The 23,450-nt window shown below is 37.8% G+C and carries 22 protein-coding genes and 2 other annotated features; all 22 genes read right to left on the minus strand.

The features are described 5' to 3' along the window. Positions 1-8 precede the first annotated feature (8 nt). On the minus strand, positions 9-2,591 hold the full coding sequence (gene mutS, locus R8923_RS01915) for a DNA mismatch repair protein MutS (protein WP_485871064.1): 2,583 nt from the start codon (positions 2,589-2,591) through the stop codon (positions 9-11). 101 nt (positions 2,592-2,692) lie between these two features. Further along, the gene (locus tag R8923_RS01920) at positions 2,693-3,046 is read right to left on the minus strand and encodes a YlbF/YmcA family competence regulator (protein ID WP_485871065.1); all 354 of its coding nucleotides are present in this window, start codon (positions 3,044-3,046) and stop codon (positions 2,693-2,695) included. A 15-nt stretch (positions 3,047-3,061) separates the two neighbouring features. After that, positions 3,062-3,862 (minus strand): TIGR00282 family metallophosphoesterase, encoded by an 801-nt coding sequence (locus tag R8923_RS01925; RefSeq protein WP_485871066.1) that lies wholly within the window; start codon positions 3,860-3,862, stop codon positions 3,062-3,064. A 27-nt stretch (positions 3,863-3,889) separates the two neighbouring features. Next, complete coding sequence (locus R8923_RS01930; protein ID WP_485871067.1) at positions 3,890-4,381, minus strand: GNAT family N-acetyltransferase; 492 nt, start codon at positions 4,379-4,381, stop codon at positions 3,890-3,892. 19 nt (positions 4,382-4,400) lie between these two features. After that, positions 4,401-5,246 carry a prephenate dehydratase gene (gene pheA / locus R8923_RS01935; RefSeq protein WP_485871068.1) on the minus strand — a complete coding sequence of 282 codons (846 nt, stop codon included), beginning with the start codon at positions 5,244-5,246 and terminating at the stop codon, positions 4,401-4,403. Positions 5,247-5,320: 74 nt separating this feature from the next. After that, positions 5,321-6,610, minus strand: a complete 1,290-nt coding sequence (obgE, locus tag R8923_RS01940; RefSeq protein ID WP_485871069.1) for a GTPase ObgE — start codon at positions 6,608-6,610, stop codon at positions 5,321-5,323. Positions 6,611-6,736: 126 nt separating this feature from the next. Next, positions 6,737-8,230: a glycerol kinase GlpK gene (gene glpK, locus R8923_RS01945; protein WP_485871070.1), complete on the minus strand. Its 1,494-nt coding sequence runs from the start codon at positions 8,228-8,230 to the stop codon at positions 6,737-6,739. 54 nt (positions 8,231-8,284) lie between these two features. After that, positions 8,285-9,103, minus strand: a complete 819-nt coding sequence (locus R8923_RS01950; protein WP_485871071.1) for an MIP/aquaporin family protein — start codon at positions 9,101-9,103, stop codon at positions 8,285-8,287. A 332-nt stretch (positions 9,104-9,435) separates the two neighbouring features. Then, entirely contained in the window at positions 9,436-9,726 is a 291-nt protein-coding gene (gene rpmA / locus R8923_RS01955) for a 50S ribosomal protein L27 (protein WP_007475125.1), read from the minus strand. Positions 9,727-9,738: 12 nt separating this feature from the next. After that, entirely contained in the window at positions 9,739-10,056 is a 318-nt protein-coding gene (locus tag R8923_RS01960) for a ribosomal-processing cysteine protease Prp (protein WP_485871072.1), read from the minus strand. A 17-nt stretch (positions 10,057-10,073) separates the two neighbouring features. Further along, a complete protein-coding gene (gene rplU / locus R8923_RS01965; protein ID WP_485871073.1) occupies positions 10,074-10,382 on the minus strand; it encodes a 50S ribosomal protein L21 in 309 nt (102 codons plus the stop codon). 10 nt (positions 10,383-10,392) lie between these two features. Beyond that, positions 10,393-10,464, minus strand: a sequence feature (ribosomal protein L21 leader region). 54 nt (positions 10,465-10,518) lie between these two features. Then, a complete protein-coding gene (locus tag R8923_RS01970) occupies positions 10,519-11,850 on the minus strand; it encodes a ribonuclease E/G (RefSeq protein ID WP_485871074.1) in 1,332 nt (443 codons plus the stop codon). A gap of 55 nt (positions 11,851-11,905) precedes the next feature. After that, positions 11,906-12,706 (minus strand): septum site-determining protein MinD, encoded by an 801-nt coding sequence (gene minD / locus R8923_RS01975; protein WP_485871075.1) that lies wholly within the window; start codon positions 12,704-12,706, stop codon positions 11,906-11,908. A 2-nt stretch (positions 12,707-12,708) separates the two neighbouring features. Further along, positions 12,709-13,383 carry a septum site-determining protein MinC gene (gene minC / locus R8923_RS01980; protein WP_485871076.1) on the minus strand — a complete coding sequence of 225 codons (675 nt, stop codon included), beginning with the start codon at positions 13,381-13,383 and terminating at the stop codon, positions 12,709-12,711. A 160-nt stretch (positions 13,384-13,543) separates the two neighbouring features. Then, positions 13,544-14,065 carry a rod shape-determining protein MreD gene (gene mreD, locus R8923_RS01985; protein WP_485871077.1) on the minus strand — a complete coding sequence of 174 codons (522 nt, stop codon included), beginning with the start codon at positions 14,063-14,065 and terminating at the stop codon, positions 13,544-13,546. Between the two features lie 2 nt (positions 14,066-14,067). Next, positions 14,068-14,949, minus strand: coding sequence for a rod shape-determining protein MreC (gene mreC, locus R8923_RS01990; RefSeq protein WP_485871078.1), 882 nt, complete (start codon positions 14,947-14,949; stop codon positions 14,068-14,070). Positions 14,950-15,029: 80 nt separating this feature from the next. Further along, positions 15,030-16,043 (minus strand): rod shape-determining protein, encoded by a 1,014-nt coding sequence (locus R8923_RS01995; RefSeq protein WP_485871079.1) that lies wholly within the window; start codon positions 16,041-16,043, stop codon positions 15,030-15,032. A 206-nt stretch (positions 16,044-16,249) separates the two neighbouring features. Beyond that, positions 16,250-16,912, minus strand: a complete 663-nt coding sequence (gene radC, locus R8923_RS02000) for a RadC family protein (protein WP_485871080.1) — start codon at positions 16,910-16,912, stop codon at positions 16,250-16,252. After that, positions 16,909-17,628 (minus strand): prepilin peptidase, encoded by a 720-nt coding sequence (locus R8923_RS02005; protein ID WP_485871081.1) that lies wholly within the window; start codon positions 17,626-17,628, stop codon positions 16,909-16,911. Before R8923_RS02005 ends, radC begins: the two co-directional genes overlap by 4 nt. Before the next feature lie 229 nt (positions 17,629-17,857). Next, on the minus strand, positions 17,858-19,141 hold the full coding sequence (locus R8923_RS02010) for a bifunctional folylpolyglutamate synthase/dihydrofolate synthase (protein WP_485871082.1): 1,284 nt from the start codon (positions 19,139-19,141) through the stop codon (positions 17,858-17,860). A gap of 58 nt (positions 19,142-19,199) precedes the next feature. Beyond that, positions 19,200-21,851 carry a valine--tRNA ligase gene (locus R8923_RS02015; protein ID WP_485871083.1) on the minus strand — a complete coding sequence of 884 codons (2,652 nt, stop codon included), beginning with the start codon at positions 21,849-21,851 and terminating at the stop codon, positions 19,200-19,202. Positions 21,852-21,897: 46 nt separating this feature from the next. Next, positions 21,898-22,114, minus strand: a binding site (T-box leader). A 45-nt stretch (positions 22,115-22,159) separates the two neighbouring features. After that, entirely contained in the window at positions 22,160-23,449 is a 1,290-nt protein-coding gene (gene hemL, locus R8923_RS02020) for a glutamate-1-semialdehyde 2,1-aminomutase (protein WP_485871084.1), read from the minus strand. Position 23,450 lies beyond the last annotated feature (1 nt).

The following is a 23,450-nucleotide window of genomic DNA, read 5'->3' on the forward strand; positions in this document are numbered from 1 at the left end:
ACAACCTTTTATAATTTGCTTTGTAATTCATACAATTTGTTCATCGCGTCCATTGGCGTCATTTGCATCAAATTTAATTTTTTGATTTCCTTTTCGACCGTACTACTTGCTATTTGTTCTTTTACAGGTGTCTCCAATTCAAACAGTGGTAGTTGCATATCATTTGTTACATCGTTTTTTTCGACCTCTTTTGGAGATGCAACCACTTGATTTCCTTCCGCTTCAAGCGTCGCCAGAATTTCAGAAGCACGCTTAATTAAAGAAGCCGGCAATTCCGCAAGCTCCGCTACATGGATTCCGTAACTTTTATCTGCTGGACCTTCATTAATCTTATGAAGAAAAACGACTTTTCCATTTTCCTCTACCGCACTAACATGAATATTGCGTAGTTTTGGTAATGCTTCATCTAAAACCGTCAGTTCATGATAGTGAGTTGAAAATAACGTTTTTGCATGGACTTCACTATGAATATACTCAATAATCGCCTGGGCTAGCGCCATACCATCATAAGTGGCTGTTCCGCGTCCAATTTCATCAAATAAGATTAGACTATTTGATGTTGCATGTACAATGGCGTTGCGTGCTTCAAGCATTTCCACCATGAAAGTACTCTGTCCAGCAATTAGATCGTCTGCTGCGCCAATACGTGTGAAAACTTGATCGAAAATAGGAAGTGTCGCGCGTTCTGCTGGGACAAAACAGCCAATTTGAGCACAGATTGCCGTTAGTGCAACTTGGCGCATATACGTACTCTTACCGGACATATTTGGTCCCGTAATAAGCAAAATTTCGCGATTTTTGTTCATTAGGCAATCATTTGCAACATAACTTTGTGCGCCCATGACTTTTTCAACTACCGGATGACGACCTTGAACAATTTCGAGCTTGCCGTCTGCGCTTAATTCTGGACGAATGAAATGATTTTTCTCGCTAATTTCGGCAAAGCTTTGCAAGCAATCAATTTCACTTACAGCTCTTGCAAGGGCTTGAAGACGTTCAATATAGTCTTTGACAGTTTCCCGAACTTCTGTAAACAATCGGTATTCAAGTTCAATACTTTTTTCTTCCGCATCAAGAATTAGTTTTTCTTTTTCTTTTAGTTCTGGAGTAATATAACGTTCAGCATTTGTCAACGTCTGCTTCCGCTCATAACGCCCTTCTTGTAATAAATGCGTATTAGCACGAGTCACTTCTATATAGTATCCAAATACTCGGTTGAAACCAACTTTAAGTGATTTAATACCTGTTAGTTCACGCTCTTTCCGTTCTAATTCTGCAATCCAAGTCTTCCCGTTTCGACTGGCATCACGGTATGTATCAAGTTCTGTGTTGTAGCCGTCACGAATAATGCCACCTTCTCGAATGGAGAGCGGCGGGGAATCAATAATCGCTTTTTCAAGTAAGCTAGTTAGCTCCTCGCAAGGGTCAAGCTTTTCGCCTAAACTATTTAAATGTTTAGCACCTTCCATACTTGCAAGTACGGCTTTAATTTTCGGAATTTGAAACATTGAATTACGAAGCTGAACTAAATCGCGAGCATTGACATTTCCATATGCCACTCGTCCAGATAAACGCTCTAAATCATAGACGTTTTTTAAGTTTTCGACAAGTTCAACGCGCTCAAAGAAATGTTTCATCAATTCTTCCACATCATTTTGTCGACCAAAAATCATGTCGTGGTCAATAAGCGGTCTGTCAATCCATTGTTTGAGTAAGCGTCCGCCCATTGCGGTTTTTGTATGATCAAGCAACCATAAAAGCGTTCCAACTCGCCCCTTGCCGCGGATGGATTCCGAAAGTTCCAAGTTACGTTTGGAATAATAGTCCATTTTCATAAAGTGACTCGTTTCATAATGGACAGCTTTTTGAAGGTGCCCTAAATCGCGTTTTTGAGTATCGGAAAGGTAGTGCAGTAATAAGGCAATCGCTTTTTTCTCCGAGAGTGCAGTGACACGGTCTATAAGTTTATTGGCTAGATCGCATTCTGTCTTTTCATGATTGGAAACAAGTATCCCCATTTGTTTTGTTAATTCTTCAGATAAAAGGAGCCCGTCGTCCTTACGAGCTACGAGTTCTTTTGCAGAAAGGGTTGTTAATTCGTTTAATAAACGGTCTTCGCGTGCTTCTAAAACGGTTGATTTGAGTTCTCCAGTTGATAAGTCACAGTAAGCAAAGCCGAATTCTTTATCTTCATATAAATAAAAAGCAGCGATATAGTTGTTTTCTTTCTCTTTTAGCCCTTTTTCGTCCATTACGGTTCCAGGAGAAATGAGTTGAACGACTTCTCGCTTTACCATGCCTTTTGTCGTTTTGGGGTCTTCTACTTGTTCACAAATCGCTACTTTATAACCTTTTTCAATCAATGTATCGATATAACCACTTGCTGAATGATAAGGTACACCACACATTGGGATTTTACCTTCTCCTCCGCCCTCGCGCCCAGTTAATGTAATTTCTAAAATTTGTGATGCTTTTAATGCATCTTCAAAAAACATTTCATAAAAATCACCTAGACGAAAGAAAAGGAAAGCGTCTTGGTAGTTCTCCTTAATACTTAAGTATTGTTGCATCATTGGTGTGTACGTTGTCATTTTCTACATCATCCCTTACTTCATCGCGTTTTTTTCATCTTTTTATTATACCATAAATTTTTTCTTGATTAAAAAATAAATAGACTGACGACAAAAAGTCATCAGTCTAAGTCTTTCTTTAACTCACTATAAATTGAATCCGTAATCGTTTGCAGCAAATCATTGGCGTCGTTTTGTGCGCGTCTAAATTCTCTTACAACAGGCAAATCGTCAATTTCTTTTTTTAACGCTTCAATTTGTGCTTCTGATTGCTTCATTGCCTCATATTTTCCGTAATGTTCGAGATTGACAGATTGCTTTTGCAACTGTTTAATTTCCGCAATTTTTGCTTGAACTTTTTGATTCGCATTAATTTGTTCTTCTGCTTTTTTATAAAATTCGATTTCTTCCGTATGCGCAAGTGCTTCTTTCAATTCTTCAGCTTTTTTCAAAATGTCTTCTTTTTTGTACGGCAAGCTAACACCCCTCTTTTATTCATAAAATGGATGATCATCGTTAATTAAAATACGTTCAATTTTAGATGCACGCCCTGTTTTTTCATCTAAAGTGATTAAACAAGCAGACAACACGCCGCGACCTTCTTTAGGCACTTCAAACCGAGTTGGCAGCTGTGTTTTAAAGCGACGTAGCACAGCCTCTTTATTCATCCCAAGAATGGCATCATATGGTCCAGTCATCCCGGCATCCGTTAAATAAGCAGTACCTTTTGGTAAAATTCGTTCATCGGCCGTTTGCACATGTGTATGTGTTCCGACAACAGCGGTGACGCGTCCATCTAAATGCCAGCCCATCGCTTCTTTTTCGCTCGTTGTTTCAGCATGAAAATCAACAAAGATAACATTTGTTTTTTTAGATGCTTCTTGAACAAGTGTATCAATCATTTCAAAAGGATCTTTCAAGTCTTGCCCCATAAACGTCCGTCCCTGTAGGTTAATTATCGTAACAAGAGTTTCATTTGCTTTCACATACACCATACCTGACCCAGGCGCACCTTCTGGGTAATTTGCTGGACGCGCTAAATATTTTGCATCATCAATAAATTCAAACACATCGCGATTATCAAACCCGTGATTTCCAAGGGTAACCGCATTTGCCCCTTGCTCTAAAAAAGTTTTATAAATTTTTTCCGTAATCCCACGACCAGATGCAGCATTCTCACCATTTAAAATGGTTACAGTAGGTTTATACTTTTGCTTTAGTTTGGGTAAATATTCGGAAATCATCTGGCGACCAATCGAACCAACACAATCACCTATAAATAAAATTTTCATTTTTTGTTTCTCCGTTCCATTAAAAATTTACTTAAAATGCTTTTTTCGACGTTCTAAAAGAGCAACATCCCGAAAAACACCATCCATCTTTCCTAAGTTTTTATGTATAGCAAGTGTTTCAAAGCCAAATTTGTGATGTAGCGCAATGCTCGCCTCGTTTTCTGGGAAAACAAGTGATATTAAAGTCCAAAAGCCCGCTTTTTCACTTTCTGTCATTAAGTTTTCCATAAGCAATTTGCCAACGCCCATTCCTTGTGCGGCATTTGCAATATAGATACTTATTTCAGCGACACCTTGGTAACTTGGCATACTTGAAAACGGCAAAAGCGCTGCCCAGCCAATAACTTCCCCCGCCCTTTTCGCAACCAAACGACAATCCTTAAGATATTTTGCATCCCACTCATGAAAGGCGAGCGGTTCAGTGAGAAATGTAGCATTTCTTGATTCAATGCCTTCTAAATGAATGGCTGCAACATCGGCATAGTCCTCTTTTTGCATGACTTCAATTAAAATCTCCATCTCGCTTTGCCTCCCTTCTTTAATTTAAAATCCGGTAAACGTTATAAATTCCTAAAACATTAGCTTTCCCGCCCAATAAGCGAATTTCTTCAAGGGCATTTTGAATGAGTTCTGCTTTGTTTTCAGAAAGTAAGTCAATTAAAAAGAAATATTCCCCAAGTGCAGTTTTTAGTGGACGCGATTCTATCTTACTCATATCAATGTTTCGCCAAGCAAAAGTGGATAGAATTTTATGCAAAGCACCTGGAATATTGTTTGGTAACAGTACACTAACAGATGTTTTTTCCTCTTCTTTTTTCAATGGAATCGATACTTTTTTTCTGCTAAGCACGACAAAACGTGTTTGATTTAGTTCAATATCTTGCGCATTTTCTTTCACAATTTGAAGGCCGTATTCCTCTGCAGCCATTCGCGGTGCAATGGCTGCAACGAGTTCACTTTCATGCTCGCTGACCCACTTGGCTGCATAAGCCGTTGAAGGAGTAGCCTCACGTACTGCACCGTACAATTCTTCTTTCAAAAATGTCTCACACTGTGCGAGTCCTTGTGGATGGCTCATAATTTTTTGAACGGATTGCCAAGAAGCTGCATTAGTTTTATGTACCATGACATGTTGCGCAATTGGTAAAACTAGTTCTGCCTGAATCGGAACATCTGAAAAATGGAATAAATAATCAAGCGTAATATTTACGCCACCTTCAATCGTGTTTTCAACAGGGACAACAGCCGCATCGACTTCGTTATTTTGAATCGCCATTATACATTCTGGGATAGAGGCAGTCGGAATTAAACTTGCTCCTCTAAAAGCACTCTTTGCGGCACTATGCGTAAAAGAAGCCGCAGGGCCTAGATAAGCAATTTTCATAAGGTCAACACTCCTTTCTAACGTAACAGGCTGATGACAAACCGAAATTATAGTTTGTCATCAGCCTGATTCTATTACTCTTGGAATTCAAATTCAAAATCAAGCAGACGAACAGTGTCGCCATCTTCTGCACCACGTTTACGCAGTTCCTCGTCAACACCCATAGCGCGAAGCTGTCTTGCGAAACGATTAATGGAAGCATCTCTTTCAAAGTTTGTCATCGCAAATAGTCGTTCAACTTTTTCACCACTTAGAACAAAAGCACCGTCCGGGTCACGTGAAACAACAAAATCAGGTTCTTCTGCTTCAAATTTATATAGCACCGTATTCTCTTCTTCTTTTTCGAGCAGTTCATCAAGCGGGAATTCAGGCGTAGTTTCAAGCTTATCAGCAATCGCAAGTAAAAGCGCATTTAACCCCGTTTTGGTTAAAGCAGAAATTGGAAAAACGGGAATACCCTTGTCTAATTTCCCTTTGAATTTTTGCAAATTCTCTTCGGCATCTGGCATATCCATTTTATTCGCAACAACGATTTGTGGACGCTCTAAAAGACGTAAATTGTAGTCTTCAAGTTCTTTGTTTATCGTCACGAAATCTTCATAAGGATCGCGACCTTCCGCACCAGACATATCAACGACGTGTACAATGACACGCGTCCGTTCAATATGGCGCAAAAATTGGTGTCCTAACCCGATGCCTTGACTAGCACCTTCAATAAGCCCTGGCAAGTCAGCCATAACAAAGCTACGTCCATCGCCAGTATCCACCATGCCCAAGTTTGGAACAAGTGTTGTAAAATGATAGGCTGCAATTTTTGGACGTGCTGCAGAGACAATGGAAAGAAGTGTAGATTTTCCAACACTTGGAAATCCTACTAGCCCAACATCAGCGAGTACCTTTAATTCAAGCTGAACTGTACGCTCTTGCCCAGGCTCTCCGTTTTCAGATAGTTCTGGAGCAGGATTTGCTGGCGTTGCAAAACGTTTATTTCCGCGTCCGCCGCGCCCCCCTTTTGCGATAATAGCTTCTTGTCCATTTGCGACTAAGTCTGCAATGATTTCCCCAGAGTCAAGGTCTTTCACGATTGTGCCTGGCGGGACAGGAATAACTAAGTCATTTGCACCGCGCCCGTGCATACTTTTACTCATTCCATTTTCTCCGTGCTCCGCTTTAAATTTTCGCTTAAAACGAAAATCTACTAAAGTGCGCAACCCTTCATCTACTTTAAAAATTATATTGGCACCCTTACCTCCGTCACCACCAGCAGGTCCGCCATTTGGAACGAATTTTTCACGACGAAAAGCAACCATACCGTCGCCGCCATTCCCTGCTCTTACATTAATCTTAACCTGATCTACAAACATATTGTTTTAATCTCCCGTTCTTTAAAGTCTTATTTATCATTATATCAATAAAATTGCCAATCACACAACATTTATTTATATACATAAAAAAGATGCTAGAAACAAGTCCTAACACCTTTTCTTTTTTTATTTAAATGCTTGCGCCGCTTTAACAGCTTTGTGCCAGCCTTCATACAGCGTCTCGCGTTCATCGTCCTTCATTTTAACCTCAAATTTCTTATCGAGTTTCCAGCGCTTGACGATTTCATTTTTATCTTCCCAAACGCCTACCGCAAGCCCAGCCAAATAAGCAGCGCCTAAAACGGTAGTTTCCAAATTGTCTGGCCGCTCAACCGGGACGTTTAAAATATCCGCCTGAAACTGCATTAGGAAATTGTTTGCGGAAGCACCACCATCAACACGAAGGGCTTTGAGCTTAATTTTTGAGTCTTCTTCCATCGCATGTAGTACATCACGCGTTTGATACGCAAGAGATTCTAGAGTTGCTCGAACAAATTGTTCTTTTTCAGTACCGCGTGTTAGACCGAAAACAGCACCACGCACATCTGAATCCCAGTACGGAGCGCCTAATCCAACAAATGCTGGGACAACATACACACCATCTGATGATTCAATCTTTTCTGCATAGCCTTCCGATTCGCTTGATTGGCGTAACATGCGTAAACCATCGCGTAACCACTGGATAGCTGAACCAGCGACGAAGATACTACCTTCTAACGCATATTCCACTTTCCCATCAATTCCCCAAGCGAGGGTTGTTAATAAGCCATTTTCAGACCGAACTGCTTTTTCTCCTGTATTCATTAGTAAGAAGCAACCAGTTCCGTATGTGTTTTTCGCCATACCACTTTCAAAACAGCCTTGACCAAATAGTGCAGACTGTTGGTCACCAGCGATACCTGCAACTGGCACCTCTTCACCAAAGAAATGATAAGGTACGGTTGTTTCATAAACTTCAGACGATTGACGCACCTCTGGAAGCATAGATTTTGGAATATTTAACATTTCAAGTAGTTCATCATCCCATTTTAAATCATAAATATTGTAAAGAAGTGTACGTGAAGCATTGGAATAGTCGGTAACATGAGCTTTTCCACCAGTTAATTTCCAAACAAGCCAACTATCGATTGTTCCAAATAGTAATTCGCCATTTTCAGCACGTTCTTGCGCGCCTTCTACATTATCCAAAATCCAACGAACTTTCGTACCAGAGAAATAAGCGTCAATTAAAAGACCTGTTTTTTCACGAACCATGTCCTCTTTGCCTGCTTCTTTTAACTCTTTACAAATGTCTGCTGTCTGACGAGATTGCCAGACAATAGCGTTATAAATGGGATTTCCAGTTTCTTTATCCCATACAACGGCTGTTTCACGTTGATTGGTAATACCAATACCCGCAATTTGTTTAGAGGAAATATTCGTTTTAAGTAGTACACCCGCAATTACAGCAAGTATTGAAGCCCAAATTTCGTTTGCATTGTGTTCCACCCAACCAGGTTTTGGAAAAATTTGTTCGAATTCTTCTTGTTCTACCCCGATTACTTCTCCGTCACTATCAATAATCATTGCTCGTGAACTAGTTGTTCCTTGATCGAGCGCTAAAATATATTTTTTTTCCACAGAAATTGCCTCCTCTAAGTATAGGGATATGAGCATCCCTTTATCTTATGTGTATTATACTAAATCTTTTTTCTTGTCGAGTGTCATTGTGAAAATTAAAACGAGAATAAATAGTGCTGCAAAAACCCATAGCCAAACGCCCATATCTTTGTTTACAACAGCATTATAAACAAGTGCTCCAAGTCCCCCGCCTAAAATAGGTCCAATGACTGGAACCCAAGAATAAGACCAGTCGGAACCACCTTTTCCTGAGATGGGCCAAACAAAGTGGGCAATGCGCGGTCCTAAATCACGAGCAGGATTAATGGCATACCCAGTTGTTCCACCAAGACTCATCCCAATTACAACAATAAGACCGCCGACCACAAGTGGATTTAAGCCATCAGCAAAATGATTTGCGCCTAAAGATAATAAACCAAATACTAAAATAAAAGTACCTAATGCTTCACCAAAAACGTTAGATGTATAATGCCGAATTGCTGGTGCGGTGGAGAAAACGCCTAATTTTGTTGCTTTGTCTTCGGTTTTTTTCCAGTGTGGATAATAGTGTAACCAGACTAATGTGGCACCTATAAAAGCACCAATGAACTGGGCAGCGATATACGGGAAAACATAATCCCAAGGGAATGCTCCTGCAAGAGCCATGCCAACCGTTACGGCCGGATTTAAGTGCGCCATACTCATGTAACCGGAAACATAAACGCCCATTGTAACAGCGAGTCCCCAGGCAATGGCAACAACAACCCAGCCTGCGTTCTCAGCTTTAGACCACTTGAGCGAAACGCCAGCAACAACGCCTCCCCCAAAAAGTACTAGTACAGCAGTTCCAAGCAACTCGCCTAAAAACTGTGTCCCTAAACTAGTGTCAATCATTTAGAACATCTCCTTTTTATCCTTTGAGTTTGGTCTGTCTTTCTTTTATTCCCCTTAACAAACAACCCAAACTTCATTTTATTTCAAAAAAAGAATGACAACCAAAACATTGGCAAATTTTAAATATTGCCGTTCTGATTGTCATCTCTTCTCCTGACAAGTTGATTAACTTGGTTCTATTAAAGCATACCGAGAAAGCGCTGTCAACGAATGAACTTGCTAAAATTTTCACATTTTAAAAAACGAATTCCTTTCTTGCTGAGCGTTTAAAAAGAGTAATGTTTTTATTTTCACATAAAAAAACCAAGGTGAAAAACACCTCGGTTTTAATCTTACGCTTCTTGCGCAGCAGGATAAACACTAACTTTCTTTTTGTCACGACCCATACGTTCAAAACGTACTACGCCGTCTGTTTTAGCGAAAAGTGTATCATCGCCTCCACGACCTACGTTAGTTCCTGGATAAATTTTTGTTCCACGTTGACGATAAAGGATTGAACCGCCAGTAACGAATTGACCGTCTGCACGTTTCGCTCCTAGACGTTTAGACTCGGAATCACGACCATTGGAAGTGGAACCACCGCCTTTTTTGTGGGCAAAATGTTGAATATCAAATTTTAACATGAAATACACCTCCTATTTGGAGTTAATTTTAATATGATCAGGATAGCTGTACGCTAATGACCTAAGTTGATTCACCATTCCATTTAATAGGATTTGAACGCGTTCATTTAAAACAAATTCTTCTGGAACTGTATAAAAGAGATAGCCAGATTCCTCTTCAAAAACTGGAGGAACGCCTTCCATATCTTCTAAAGCACCAATCATTCCAAAAACAATTGATGATGCTCCTGCACAAACGAGATCTCTCCCACTTTCAGCAAAATCAGCATGTCCCTTCATGATAAATGATACAATGTGTTCATTTTTCCAATTAATATCGACTTGAATCATGGTTTCGTCCTTTCAAATTAAGCATTGATTGCATCAATTGTTAATTTTGTGTAAGGTTGACGATGACCTTGTTTTTTGTGGTAGTTCTTCTTAGGTTTATATTTATAAACCGTAAGTTTTTTAGCACGACCTTGCTTAGTAAGTTTAGCCGTAACAGTTGCCCCTTCAACGAAAGGAGCTCCCACCTTGCTTGCGTCGCCACCAACAAAAAGAACTTTATCAAAAGTAACCACATCACCAACTTCTCCAGCTAATTTTTCAACATAGATTTCTTGGCCTGCTTCAACTTTGATTTGTTTCCCACCAGTTTCAATAATTGCGTACATACTTGCACCTCCTCATACTCAGACTCGCCATCGTTGGGGGCAAAAATGCACTTAACCCAATTCTGCGCGGTTGTAGCGTGGTGCGCTACAAACATAACAGTAAAATAATATCATACGAAGCTTCTAGTGTCAATCCTTATTCTACTCGGGTAATCTGGTAGAACGGGATTATTTCATCTGCAATTTCCCAATCTATGGGTGCATCGGGTAAAACGTCTAAGTCTAAAAAGGCAGATAAAACAGCTTCAGTCGTTACAATTAAAATAAAATTAAGTGAATTAAGATCAAAGGTTTTAAGCTCACGTTCAAGCTCATAGGCAAGTGAATCAGCAGATGTTACATGCCCGACTCCCTTGCAACTCGGACAGATTTCGGTAGTTCTCTCAAGAAGAGACGCTTCTTTTTTTCGTCGTGTTAGTTGCATAAGTCCTGTTTTAGAAAAACCAGCAATTTGTGTCGTTACTAGCTCTTTTTTTGCCATATGTTCCATTTCTTCTAAAAGTTTTGCATGGTCTGTAGATGACATACCACCGATAAAGTCAATCACAATAAATCCGCTAATTTGGCGCAAGCGAATTTGACGTAAAATTTCGGGAATCGCTTCAAAATTCACTCTTGCAACTGTATTTTCTTTTGTAAAGTCGCCAGAAAAGCTTCCAGAATTCACGTCAATGACCCACATCGCCTCGGTTTTTTCAATAAACAAGGAAGAACCATTTTTCAGATGAACAATGGGTTGTAGCAATTTAGTAAGGCTAGTATTTAGCTTAAAAGTATCGAAAATATCATTGTCCGTGACTAATTTTGTAGCAAACGGAAGCGAAATATCAGAGAAAACTTCTTTAATTTCGTAAGCATCTCTAAAACGTGTGATTTTTTCAAAAAATAAATCTTCTGACGCATGAATAAGCCCTAGCCGCTTTTGTTTCGCTGCTTTCTGCTCAAGTAAAGCAAACTCTTTTTTTAGCTCTTCAAAGTGTGAAACAAGCTCTGCTTCCGTCAAATTTTCTGAATCAGAACGAATAATAACCGCTTCTTCGGGCATTAAAACAGGGGTCATTATTTCCTGTAACCTCGTTTTTTCATTTTCATTTATGCGTTTTGAAACTGACAAATACTCCTTCCCTTTCATATAAACGAGATAAGAATTTGAAACTTCCAGGATTCCAGTGACAAGAGGCAATTTTGTTTTTGAACCCATTCGAACAACTTGAACAAGTACGCGCATACCTTGTGTTAAAACCATGGAGTTTGGCAGGTCTTTTAAGTGTAAAAAGCCTTTTTCTGAACCGAGGTTTAAAAAAGCAGCATCTAATTTTTTATCAATTTTTTCAATTTGCGCTAAAAAAATATGACCTACTTGAGCGTTTTGGCTAGGTCGGAAAAGTTGGAAATCAACTAATTGTTTATCCTGCACGACCGCCATTCGCTTTTCTGTATTTTTTGCATTAATAATAAGTTGCGCCATGAAAATTCCCACCTTCTTTAAAAAAAGCCCCCTTTTCAGAGGGCTATCTCATCTATTATTTACCACTAAAAAGTTTTTTTAATCGTGCAAAAAAACCTTCTTTTTTGGTCTCAATCGACATAAGTGGAATTGACTCACCTAGGATGCGTCGCACGATATTTCGGTACCCTTGTGATGCCCGATTATTTGGCAACATAGCAACGGGATCACCACTATTTGAAGAACGAATAACCTCATCATCATCAATGATAATACCTAATAGCTCGATTGATAAATGCGTTGTAATTTCATCTATATCCATTACATCGCCATTTTGCATCATTTGTGTCCGAATCCGATTAATAATTAATTTTGGTGGCTCAATATCTTCTTTTTCAAGTAAGCCAATAATTCTATCTGCATCACGAACTGCAGAAATTTCAGGCGTTGTTACAACAATTGCTTGGTCAGCGCCAGCTACTGCATTTTTATAACCAGTTTCAATTCCAGCAGGCGAATCAATCAAAACATAATCATAATCTGGTTTAAGCTCATCAATTAATGCTTTCATTTGATCAGCGCTAACAGCAGTTTTATCAGTAGTCTGTGCAGCTGGCAAAAGGAAAAGTAAGTCATCAAAACGCTTATCTTTAACCAAAGCTTGATGAATCTTGCATCTCCCTTCAATGACATCTACTAAATCATAAATAATACGATTTTCCAGCCCAAGAATAACATCTAAGTTTCGAAGGCCAATATCCATATCGACCAAGCAAACTTTTTTGCCTTGAAGCGCAAGAGCTGTTCCTAGATTGGCGGTTGAAGTTGTTTTTCCAACGCCGCCTTTCCCAGAAGTAATGACTATAGCCTCACCCATGTTTATCGTCCTCCCTCAAAATTCGAAATTTCAGGTCTAATTTTTCTAATTTTATGTATATCATCAATTATGATTGCATCACTATGAATATAGGCTGAAAATAGTTCTGTATCCACAACATCCTTATAATCTTCACTATCAAAACCAAAAACTTTATCCGCAATACGAATTTGTGAAGGATATAAAAATTTACCCGCAACAATGGCTTTTTCATTGCCCTCAAACCCTGCATGCACGATGCCTTTAATCTGCCCTAAAACAAAAATATTTCCAGTTGACCTTATTTGTCCACCAGGATTAATATCCCCGATAAGAAGCACATCACCAGTTGCTTGAATAACTTGTCCAGAACGAATGATAGTTGCAAGTGAATAGATTTGATCGGATTCTTTCCATTTTTTTGCATCTGACTTCGTCATCACGTTACTATAAAAAGCACCAATCTTCATCTGGCTATTTTCCGCAATAATCTTTGCAATGCTAGCCTCTTCTATTTCTGAGAAAAGACGATTCCCAATTTGCACTTGGACTGAAAGCTTCTCGCCAGAATAAGGTGCTGTTTTTTGTTCTTTTAAAAGACTAATTAATTCCACTTCTAATTCATCAATGCTTGCAGTGTCGCTTAAGAAAATTTGAATACCTTCTTTTGTTCCTTTCATTTGAACATTCTTCTTCATTCCCCTATCACCCCGCTAAACTCGTTTTCTTAAAACCGATTGCTTGTTTTATTATAGCAGAACTTTCATCTCATTAACATAAAAAAACAGCTAACTCGTGCTTATCAAGTGCAGAACTTTCAATACTTGATAATAACTCGCACGATTTTAGCTGCTTTTATTAGGATTCAGATTTTTTTAATTTGAATAAGAAATAGCGGAACGGAAAGAATACAACTAGAAAAAAAGCAAAGTTTAATATAAGTGTTGTCCACAATCTATAGTCAATAAACTCAGCTAAACTCATTGTTGTTGTTCCGATTAAATAATAAAAAGCATACACAAGTGCTTCGCTTAATATAACATTAAAAACAGCAATTAACCCAACTAGAACAATATTATTCTGCAAAACTTTCAAGAATTTATCTGTTATATACACAATGAACGGGAAAATCGCAAAGTAGATGCCCATCACACCTGTATAGTAAATATCAAATAAAAGACCTAACACGAATGCATAAATAAGAGTTGTATTCCGTTTGTAGAAGGCTGTCATAATGATTAACATGATAAGAAGAAAATGAGGGATAAATAACCTATCTTCTCCAAACAATTCTTGTCCAAATTGGAGACTAACAACACCTTCTAAAATAAAAGTACCAACCATGATTGCTGGAAGCCAAATATTTTTTTTGACATTCATGATTAATTGCCCCCAGTCGAGTCAGTATCTTCATCACTCGATGTAGAAGTTTCCGCTGTACGTTTTAAAATTGTTACATGATTTAAATCATACATATTAGCTCCAGGCTTCACATAAGCAGTTTGTGATAATCCCATTTTATCAGTTTCCACTTTTTCAATTGTTCCAATGAAAATGCCAGAAGGGAATTTTCCGCCAAGACCCGAAGTCACAATTTTTTGGCCTTTCGTAAACTTCATATCATATGGCAACTGTTTTAATTCTAGCAATTTAGTATCACTATCATAACCATTAATAATGCCATAAGCAGATGCACTTCCTTGAACCATTGCAGAAACACGATTACGTGTGTCAGAAGATGTCAAAAGCTCAACAGTTGATGATTTTGCACCAGTAGTCGTTATTCGACCAACAAGCCCGCCTGATGTAACAACAGCCATATCCGGTTTCACACCATCTCTTGAACCTTTATCAATTTCAACTTGCTCATTCCAATTTGTTGGATTTCGCGAAATGACTGAGCCATTTATAGGGTCATAATCGCTTAAACTCGATTGGATATTAAGTGAATCCTTTAATTCTTTATTTTCCTTTTGTAAATCTGCAACATTACTTTCCAGTTGTGCCAATTCTTCTAAACGTTTTTTTAAATGCTCATTCTCAGTATAAGTGTTTTTTAAATCTTGTGCGCCACTTATAACACCAGAAACAAAACTTGCTGGTTTTGAAACAATATTCTCTCCAAAACCAACCACATCTTTGACAAATTGTTCGGGCCACGATGCATTTTCTCTGTCTCTGAGAGAAAAACCGACAAGGGCCACAAGAACAATGATAGCTATCAGCATGATAATTAAACGCTTATTTAGAAAAAATTGTGGCATAATGAACACCTCATCTCGTTAATCCTCTTTTTTTCGATTTGAAGCTAACACTTTCTAGTTGAAATAAATGAGTGTTCCATTTAGTTCATTTTTTTCTTTTTATATAAATCCATATTTTCAAGTGCTTTCCCAGTCCCAATTGCCACACAATCAAGCGGTTCATCCGCAATAATTACCGGCATTTTTGTTTCTTCAGAAATGACAGAGTCTAGATTACGTAATAACGCTCCACCACCAGTAAGTACAATCCCTTTATCCATAATATCAGCCGACAATTCAGGCGGTGTATTTTCAAGCGTACTCTTAACCGCATCAATAATAGCTGAAATTGTATCAGATAAAGCTTCGCTAACCTCTTCAGGTGTCACTTCAATCGTTTTCGGTAATCCAGTAACAAGATCACGACCACGAATGCTGAAAGGTTCTAAATCCAGATTGGTAGCATCAGCAGAACCAATTTCCATTTTAATGGATTCAGCTGTACGATCTCCAATAAGTAAGTTATATTTTTTACGAATATAATTAATGATAGATTCATCAAGATCATCCCCAGCAGTGCGAACTGAACGACTTGTGACAATACCACCTAAAGAAATGACAGCTACCTCAGTAGTACCTCCACCAATATCAACGACCATACTACCAGTTGGATCCCAAACAGGAAGTCCAGCGCCAATAGCTGCAGCAAATGGTTCTTCAATTGTATAAGCATCTTTTGCACCAGCCTGCCTTGTCGCATCAATAACTGCACGTTTTTCTACGCCAGTAATACCAGAAGGAACGCAAATCATGACAAATGGTTTACTTGCGCTCATGCCTTTACTTGCTTTTTGAATATAATACTTCATCATTGCTGCTGTAGTATCATAATCCGCAATTACCCCATCTTTCATTGGACGAATAGCTACAATATTACCCGGTGTTCTGCCAATCATGTTTTTAGCTTCATTACCAACGGCCACAATCTCTTGAGTATCTTTTTTCATTGCAACTACGGAAGGCTCTCTTAAAACAATACTCTTCCCTTTCATGTATACAAGTGTATTCGCAGTTCCTAAATCAATGCCGATATCTTTGTTTCCAAATCCAAACATCTGTATTCTCCTTTTCTTTCAAAAATTAAACTTTTGTATAAGTAATAATGAAGCTGACACATTTGCACAGTTCAAAAATGAAGTTTACCTTATCCCTCGAGTGCCACTATCTCTATCTCAACACATATACAACCATTTTATTATAACATAACTGTTTCATTGCGGCATCAATTTTTAAATAAGAAGAAATAAAATTATAGTTTTCTTTAAAAATACTTTTTTTCTTTCATACTAAGATGTTTGTTTCTCCCAATAATGATATGATCTAGCAAACGAATACCTAATAGTTCTCCGGAATTGGCAAGTCGTTTCGTGACTCGAATATCTTCTTGTGAAGGTGTTGGATCACCAGACGGATGATTATGAAAGCAAATAAGTGAGGCGGCAGATAATTTTAGCGCAATCCGAAAAACTTCACGTGGATGTACTACACTAATATTTAAGCTGCCAATGAATACGGTTTCCCGATGGATAATTTGATTTTTGACATTTAAAAAAACACAGTGGAAATGTTCTTGATATAGAAAGCTAAGTTCTGGCTGTACAATTGAAACTGCATCAAATGGAGTTTTTATAATAGTAGTGCTTTTCTCATTTTGATTTAGCCTTTTTCCCATTTCAAGAGCTGCAACAATTTTTGCTGCTTTTGCAAGACCAATACCATTTATTTTTTGAAATTCTTCAATTGTAGCATGCTGGACGCTATCGAGTTCACGGAAACGCATAACAATCCGATTTGCGACAGAAAGAACAGATTCGTTTTTTGTTCCAGTTTCAATAATTAGAGCAATTAATTCTGAAAGAGTCAGCGCATCTGGGCCATATTTTGCCAATTTTTCTCGAGGTTGGTCATCTAATTTCAAATTCATTCAAATCCGCCAACTTTCAAACATAGATAACTTAAATATCCTAAAAATATAAAAGGGATAAAAGGAATCATTTTTTTTCGGGAGATTTTATTAGCTAGATAAGCGACTCCTAAAGAAATAGCAGCAATTATAAGTGCATAGATAAATATTTTATAACTTGCTACAAACCCAACAGCTACACCTAGGATGATTAATACTTTAATATCTCCTAATCCAAACCCTTTTTTGGCAAAATAATAACAGATGCTATAAGCGACAAGACTAATTATAAATTGACTAATGACAAATATAATTCCTCTGTTTAAGAGTTGGAAAATGAGCGTCACTATCAGAAAAAATCCCAGTATAGCGTTAGGGACATGTAAAAAATAAATATCAGTCAAAAGAAAATAGTATAAAAATAGAAATATAATGAAGTGAATGATACCTATAAAATGCATGAGATAGAACTGATACATAATAAGCATTAGGGCTGGAAAGGTAATTTCTTGCCAGAGATACATCTTATATAACGCTTTTTCACAGCAAATTGTTTTTCCCTTCTGAATGAAATATGAAAAAATCGGAATCATCTGTTTAAATGAAATCTTCTGTTTGCAATAATCACAATGAGAAAGACGGAATAAAAAAGGTTTCTTTTGTGGTATATTTTGTGCGCAGACGTGTAAAAAAGAACCAAAGACCGAACTGTAAATGAAAACAAGTATATAGCTCAATTTATCAGGACCTCCATTTTTTCTAGATTTTAACAGTATTTTTTATAAAAGTCATATGGGTAAAAATCCATTTTAGAAGTACTTTTTATCTGAAATTATCAGAATTGCTTAGCTAAAAAGATTATTTTTAAAGAGACTTTTTTAAGAAGAATCATTTTCAACATTTGCTTTTTATTTTTTGATAATCTATATTAAAAAAACTCCCCCGTTTCGGAGGAGAATAGCTTGTTTAGTTTTTATTTAATAAAAACTTTCGAACTTCTGAAATGAAATAAAGTGAACCAGAAATGTAAACTGTAGAAGTCGATTTTGTTGCTTGTTTTTCAGATATAAATTCTTTCCAGTTTGGAACTGCATTTATTCCATATTCTTTTGAAATTCTTCTTACATCTTCTTTAGAAAAAGACCTTGGAAAATCAAAAGTTGTAAGATGAAGGCGTATCTGTTGAAGTTTTTTTAAGGATTGAATCATGCTTCCATAATCTTTATCACTTAAAATACTAATTAAAAGTTCTACATGTTCTTCGCCTTTTAGATGATTCATAAGTGCCTGGATTCCTTCTGGATTATGTGCACCGTCTAAGACGAAATCAGGCATTCCCTGAATTGTCTCAAGCCTTCCCGCCCAAAATGCTTCTTCTAAACCTTGATAAATGGAATTTTTATTTAAAGATATGAGTTTTTCTTCTTTTAGAATAAGCAAAGTTTGAATGGCAACAGAAGCATTTTGAATTTGGTGGTGCCCTTTTAATCCAATTACAAGATCTGGAAGTTCTAGTTTTTCCGTATAAAAAGTAAAAGCGTTTTTTGCAATATTTTTGGAATTAAAATCTTTACCATAATAATAAAAAGGAGCATTTTCTTTATCTGCCAATTTCTGTAGTACATCAATGACGTTTGGTTGGGTCACACCTGATATCACTGGAACGCTTTGTTTGATAATACCGCCTTTTTCAAATGCGATTTCTTCAAGCGAATTGCCTAAAAATTCCATATGGTCGAGTCCAATTGTTGTTATGACAGAGATAAGTGGCGTAAGTACGTTTGTCGAATCGAGACGACCTCCTAAACCAACTTCAATGATGCCAAAGTCAATTTGATCATAGTCAGCGAAATAGAGAAACATCATCGTTGTAATAATTTCAAACTCTGATGGAGGTCCAAGATCAGTTTTAGCAAGTTCTGAAGCTAAAGGAGCTACGCGATTAGCCAACTTTAAAATCATATCATCTGAAATAGGTTCATTGTTGACAGAAATACGTTCATTAAAACGTTCGATATACGGGGAAGTAAACGTCCCAATTCGATATCCTTCTGCTTCAAGAACCGAACGGAGAAATGTTAATGTTGAACCTTTGCCATTAGTTCCAGCGACATGAATCCACTTTGTCTCTTTTTCTGGATGACCAAGCATGTCTAACATCTTTTCCATTCGAGAAAGTCCGGGTTTAATTCCTAGACGTAATGTGCCATGAATCCAGTCTAAAGCTTTGTCATATGAAGTGAACTCCAAATATATCAACTCCCTTAAAAAAGCAGCCCTATCCTATTCGGTAAGACTGCCGTTTAGCTTAGTTTTTCTTCAAATTTGCAATACGTTCTTCAACAGAAGCTTTTTTAGTTAAATAATCTTGTTCTTTTGCTCTTTCTTCAGCAACAACTTTTTCTGGAGCTTTTGAAATAAAGCGTTCATTTGACAACTTGCCTTGAACACGTGCTACTTCTTGATTCCACTTCAGAAGTTCTTTCTCTAGGCGGGTGATTTCTTCTTCAATGTTAATTAAACCATCGAGTGGTAAGTAGATTTCTACACCAGAAATAACTGCAGTCATCGCAGAGTCAGATGGTTTCAAGTCAAAGGAAATAGTCAATGTTTCAGGATTACAGAAGCGTTCAAGATAAGATATATTTTCTTCTAAAATAGCTTTAAATTTATGATTAGCTGGTTTAAGTTCTATTTTAATTTGTTTGCTTAAAGGTGTATTAACTTCAGCGCGGATATTACGCACTGCTCGAATGATGTCAACTAAAGTTTTCATTGCTTCGGATGATTCACGATCAATTTGCTTTTCATTTACTTTTGGCCAAGTGGCAATTGTAATAGATTTTCCTACATGTGGTAAATTTTGCCAAATCTCCTCTGTCACAAATGGCATAAACGGGTGAAGCAGCCGCATTGTGTTATCCAAAACAAACGCAAGAACAGAACGAGTTGTTTTCTTTGCTTGCATGTCTTCGCCGTATAAAGAGATTTTCGCAATTTCGATATACCAATCACAAAATTCATCCCAAATGAAATTATATAAAGTCCGCCCTACTTCACCAAACTCGTATTTTTCAGAAAGTACAGTAACGGTTTCAATTGTTTCATTCAAACGAGTTAAAATCCATTTATCACTTACTTCTACAATGTTGGATAAATCAATTTCATCATATTTTAATCCATCCATGTTAATTAGCGCAAATCTTGAAGCGTTCCAAATTTTATTTATAAAGTTCCAAGATGCTTCGACCTTCTCAAAACTAAATTTTAAATCTTGTCCTGGCGAAGTTCCTGTTGATAAAGTGTAGCGAAGTGAGTCAGCACCGTATTTATCAATTACATCAATTGGATCTACACCGTTGCCAAGAGATTTAGACATCTTACGTCCCTCTGCATCACGCACAAGACCATGAATGAGTGTATCTTTAAATGGGCGCTTCCCAGTGAATTCCACAGACTGGAAGATCATGCGTGATACCCAGAAATAAATAATATCATACCCTGTTACTAATGTATGATTCGGGAAGAAATGTTTATAGTCAGGTGCATCAGTGTCTGGCCATCCCATTGTTGAAAAAGGCCAAAGTGCGGAACTAAACCAAGTATCTAATACATCTTCATCTTGTTCCCAATCAGATACGCTTTCTGGCGCTTCTTCTCCAACATAGATTTCGCCAGTTTGCTTGTGATACCAAGCAGGAATACGATGCCCCCACCATAATTGTCTAGATACGCACCAATCATGAATGTTCTCCATCCAAGTCGTATACGTTTTTTCAAAGCGATTTGGTACGAAATTAACTTTTGAGTCTTCCTCTAATTGTATTGCAAGCGCAGCTTTCGCTAGAGGTTCCATTTTAACAAACCATTGCATGGATAGATATGGCTCTACAACAGCATCAGTACGCTCTGAATGCCCTACTGCATGCATGTGAGGTTCTTGTTTGATAAACAGATTAAGCGCTTTGAAATCTTGAATAATTGCCTTACGTGCCTCAAAACGATCCATGCCATTATATTTGCCAGAAGCTTCATTCATTGTACCGTCTTCGTTCATAATAATAATTCGTGGTAAATCATGACGGTTCCCTACTTCAAAATCATTTGGATCATGAGCCGGTGTGATTTTAACGGCGCCAGAACCAAAGTCGCGTTCTACATACTCATCTGCAACAATTGGGATTTCTCGATTTAAGATGGGGAGTAAAATAGTTTTTCCAATTAAATGTGCATAGCGTTCGTCCTTTGGATGTACTGCAACTGCTGTATCACCAGGAATAGTTTCTGGACGAGTAGTAGCTACTTCTAAATAACCAGAGCCATCAGATAAAGGATATTTTAAATGATAGAAGTTTCCTTCCACTTCCTTATGGATAACTTCAATATCAGAAAGAGCTGTTTTAGCAACTGGATCCCAATTAATAATATACTGTCCTCGGTAAATTAAGCCCTTTTTATACAAAGAAACAAAGACTTTTTTCACAGCATCAGAAAGACCTTCATCTAGTGTGAAGCGTTCTCTCGAGTAATCTAGTCCTAAACCTAACTTTTCCCATTGTTCACGAATAAAAGAAGCGTATTCTTCTTTCCATTCCCAAGATTTTTCAAGAAATTTCTCACGACCAATGTCATGACGACTTATATTCGATTCTTTTAATTTAGCTTCCACTTTTGCTTGAGTTGCAATCCCTGCGTGATCCATACCAGGTAAATATAATGTATCAAAACCTTGCATCCTTTTCATCCGAGTAATAATATCTTGTAAAGTGGTGTCCCATGCATGTCCTAGATGCAGTTTTCCAGTCACGTTTGGTGGCGGAATAACAACACTATACGGCTCTTTTTCTAAATTTCCCTCTGCTTTGAAAAAATCATTTTCAAGCCACCAACTATATTTACCTGCTTCCACTTTATTAGGTTCATATTTTGTTGGCATCTCAATTTCATTTTGGTTTTCCATCTTAAAACCTCCTATTTTGTCAAATAAAAAACTCTTTTCATCCTTATAAAAGGACGAAAAGAGTTTGGAATCGCGGTACCACCTTTTTACTCAAAAAAATTGAGCACTTCATTCATTTAACGATGAGTTTCACCGGCTTTTCCTACTTTAGTTCAGAAAAGCAGCTCCAAGGCTACCTTCAATTATTTCGTATGAAAGTTTTCACCAACCACTTTCTCTCTAAAAAACGAAAATAATTTACTCTTCCTCTTCCAAGCTTTTTAGCCATATAGAATATACATGTAGTTTACCAAAATGAGGCTATTTCGTCAATTAGCTTTCAGTATTTTACATGTTTGTTCGAAAGCCTCAAGTGTTTTATCGATTTCTTTTTCAGTGTGGGCTGTTGAAATGAAAATACCTTCAAATTGAGATGGTGGCAGGAAAATGCCTTGGTTCAACATTTCACGGTAATAAGCGCTAAAGAAATTTAAATCACTTGTTTTTGCCTCATCGAAATTCGTCACTTTTTTATCTGTAAAGAAAAAGCCGAACATAGAACCAGCTTTGTTAATTGAAAGGGGTACATCATATTTAGCCGAAATACTTGTCAGCCCTTCTTCCATTCGTTTAATTAAACTGCGAAACTGATCGTAATGATGCGGGGTTAATTGAGAAATTGTTTCATAGCCAGCTGTCATTGCTAATGGATTGCCACTCAATGTGCCAGCTTGATAAATAGGTCCTGCTGGAGCAATTTGTTCCATGATTTCACGTTTCCCGCCGTAAGCGCCAACTGGCATGCCACCGCCAATTACCTTACCAAGACATGTTAAATCTGGCGTTACAACGTAATAGCCTTGAGCAGAATAATAATCAACACGAAATCCAGTCATGACTTCATCAAAAATTAGCAAGCTACCAAATTTTGTAGTCAAATCGCGGAGTCCTTCTAAAAAACCGGCGATGGGTGGAACAACACCCATATTTCCAGCAACAGGTTCTACAATAACGCACGCAATTTGTTCACCGTAATGACTAAAAGCTAGGCGCGCACTTTCTAAATCGTTATACGGAACGGTAATCGTGTCTTCGGCGAGCTTGCTTGTGACACCGGGGGAGTCTGGTAAACCGAGCGTCGCAACTCCAGACCCTGCTTTAATCAAAAGAGAATCACCATGACCGTGGTAGCTACCCTCGAATTTTAAAATCTTATCGCGTTTTGTGTAGCCTCTTGCTAGGCGAATAGCGCTCATCGTTGCTTCTGTTCCTGAAGAAACCATGCGTACAATATCAATTGATGGCACACGTTCGATTACAAGTTTGGCTAATTCATTTTCGATTTCTGTTGGAGTCCCAAAACTTGTACCTTTTTGGATTGTCTTTGTTAAAGCTGCGACCACATTTGGATTTGCATGTCCTAATATGAGTGGTCCCCATGATAAAACATAATCGATATAATTGTTACCATCAATATCAGTTAAATAGGCGCCTGTTCCGTGGTCCATAAAAACGGGTGTTGCGTCGACTGATTTAAATGCCCGAACAGGGCTGTTGACACCACCCGGCATTAGCTTTAAGGCTTCAGTAAAAGCTTTTTTCGAGTTTGAAAAATCCAAT

It is taken from the genome of Listeria tempestatis (genome assembly GCF_963575625.1).
GTDB lineage: Bacteria > Bacillota > Bacilli > Lactobacillales > Listeriaceae > Listeria > Listeria tempestatis.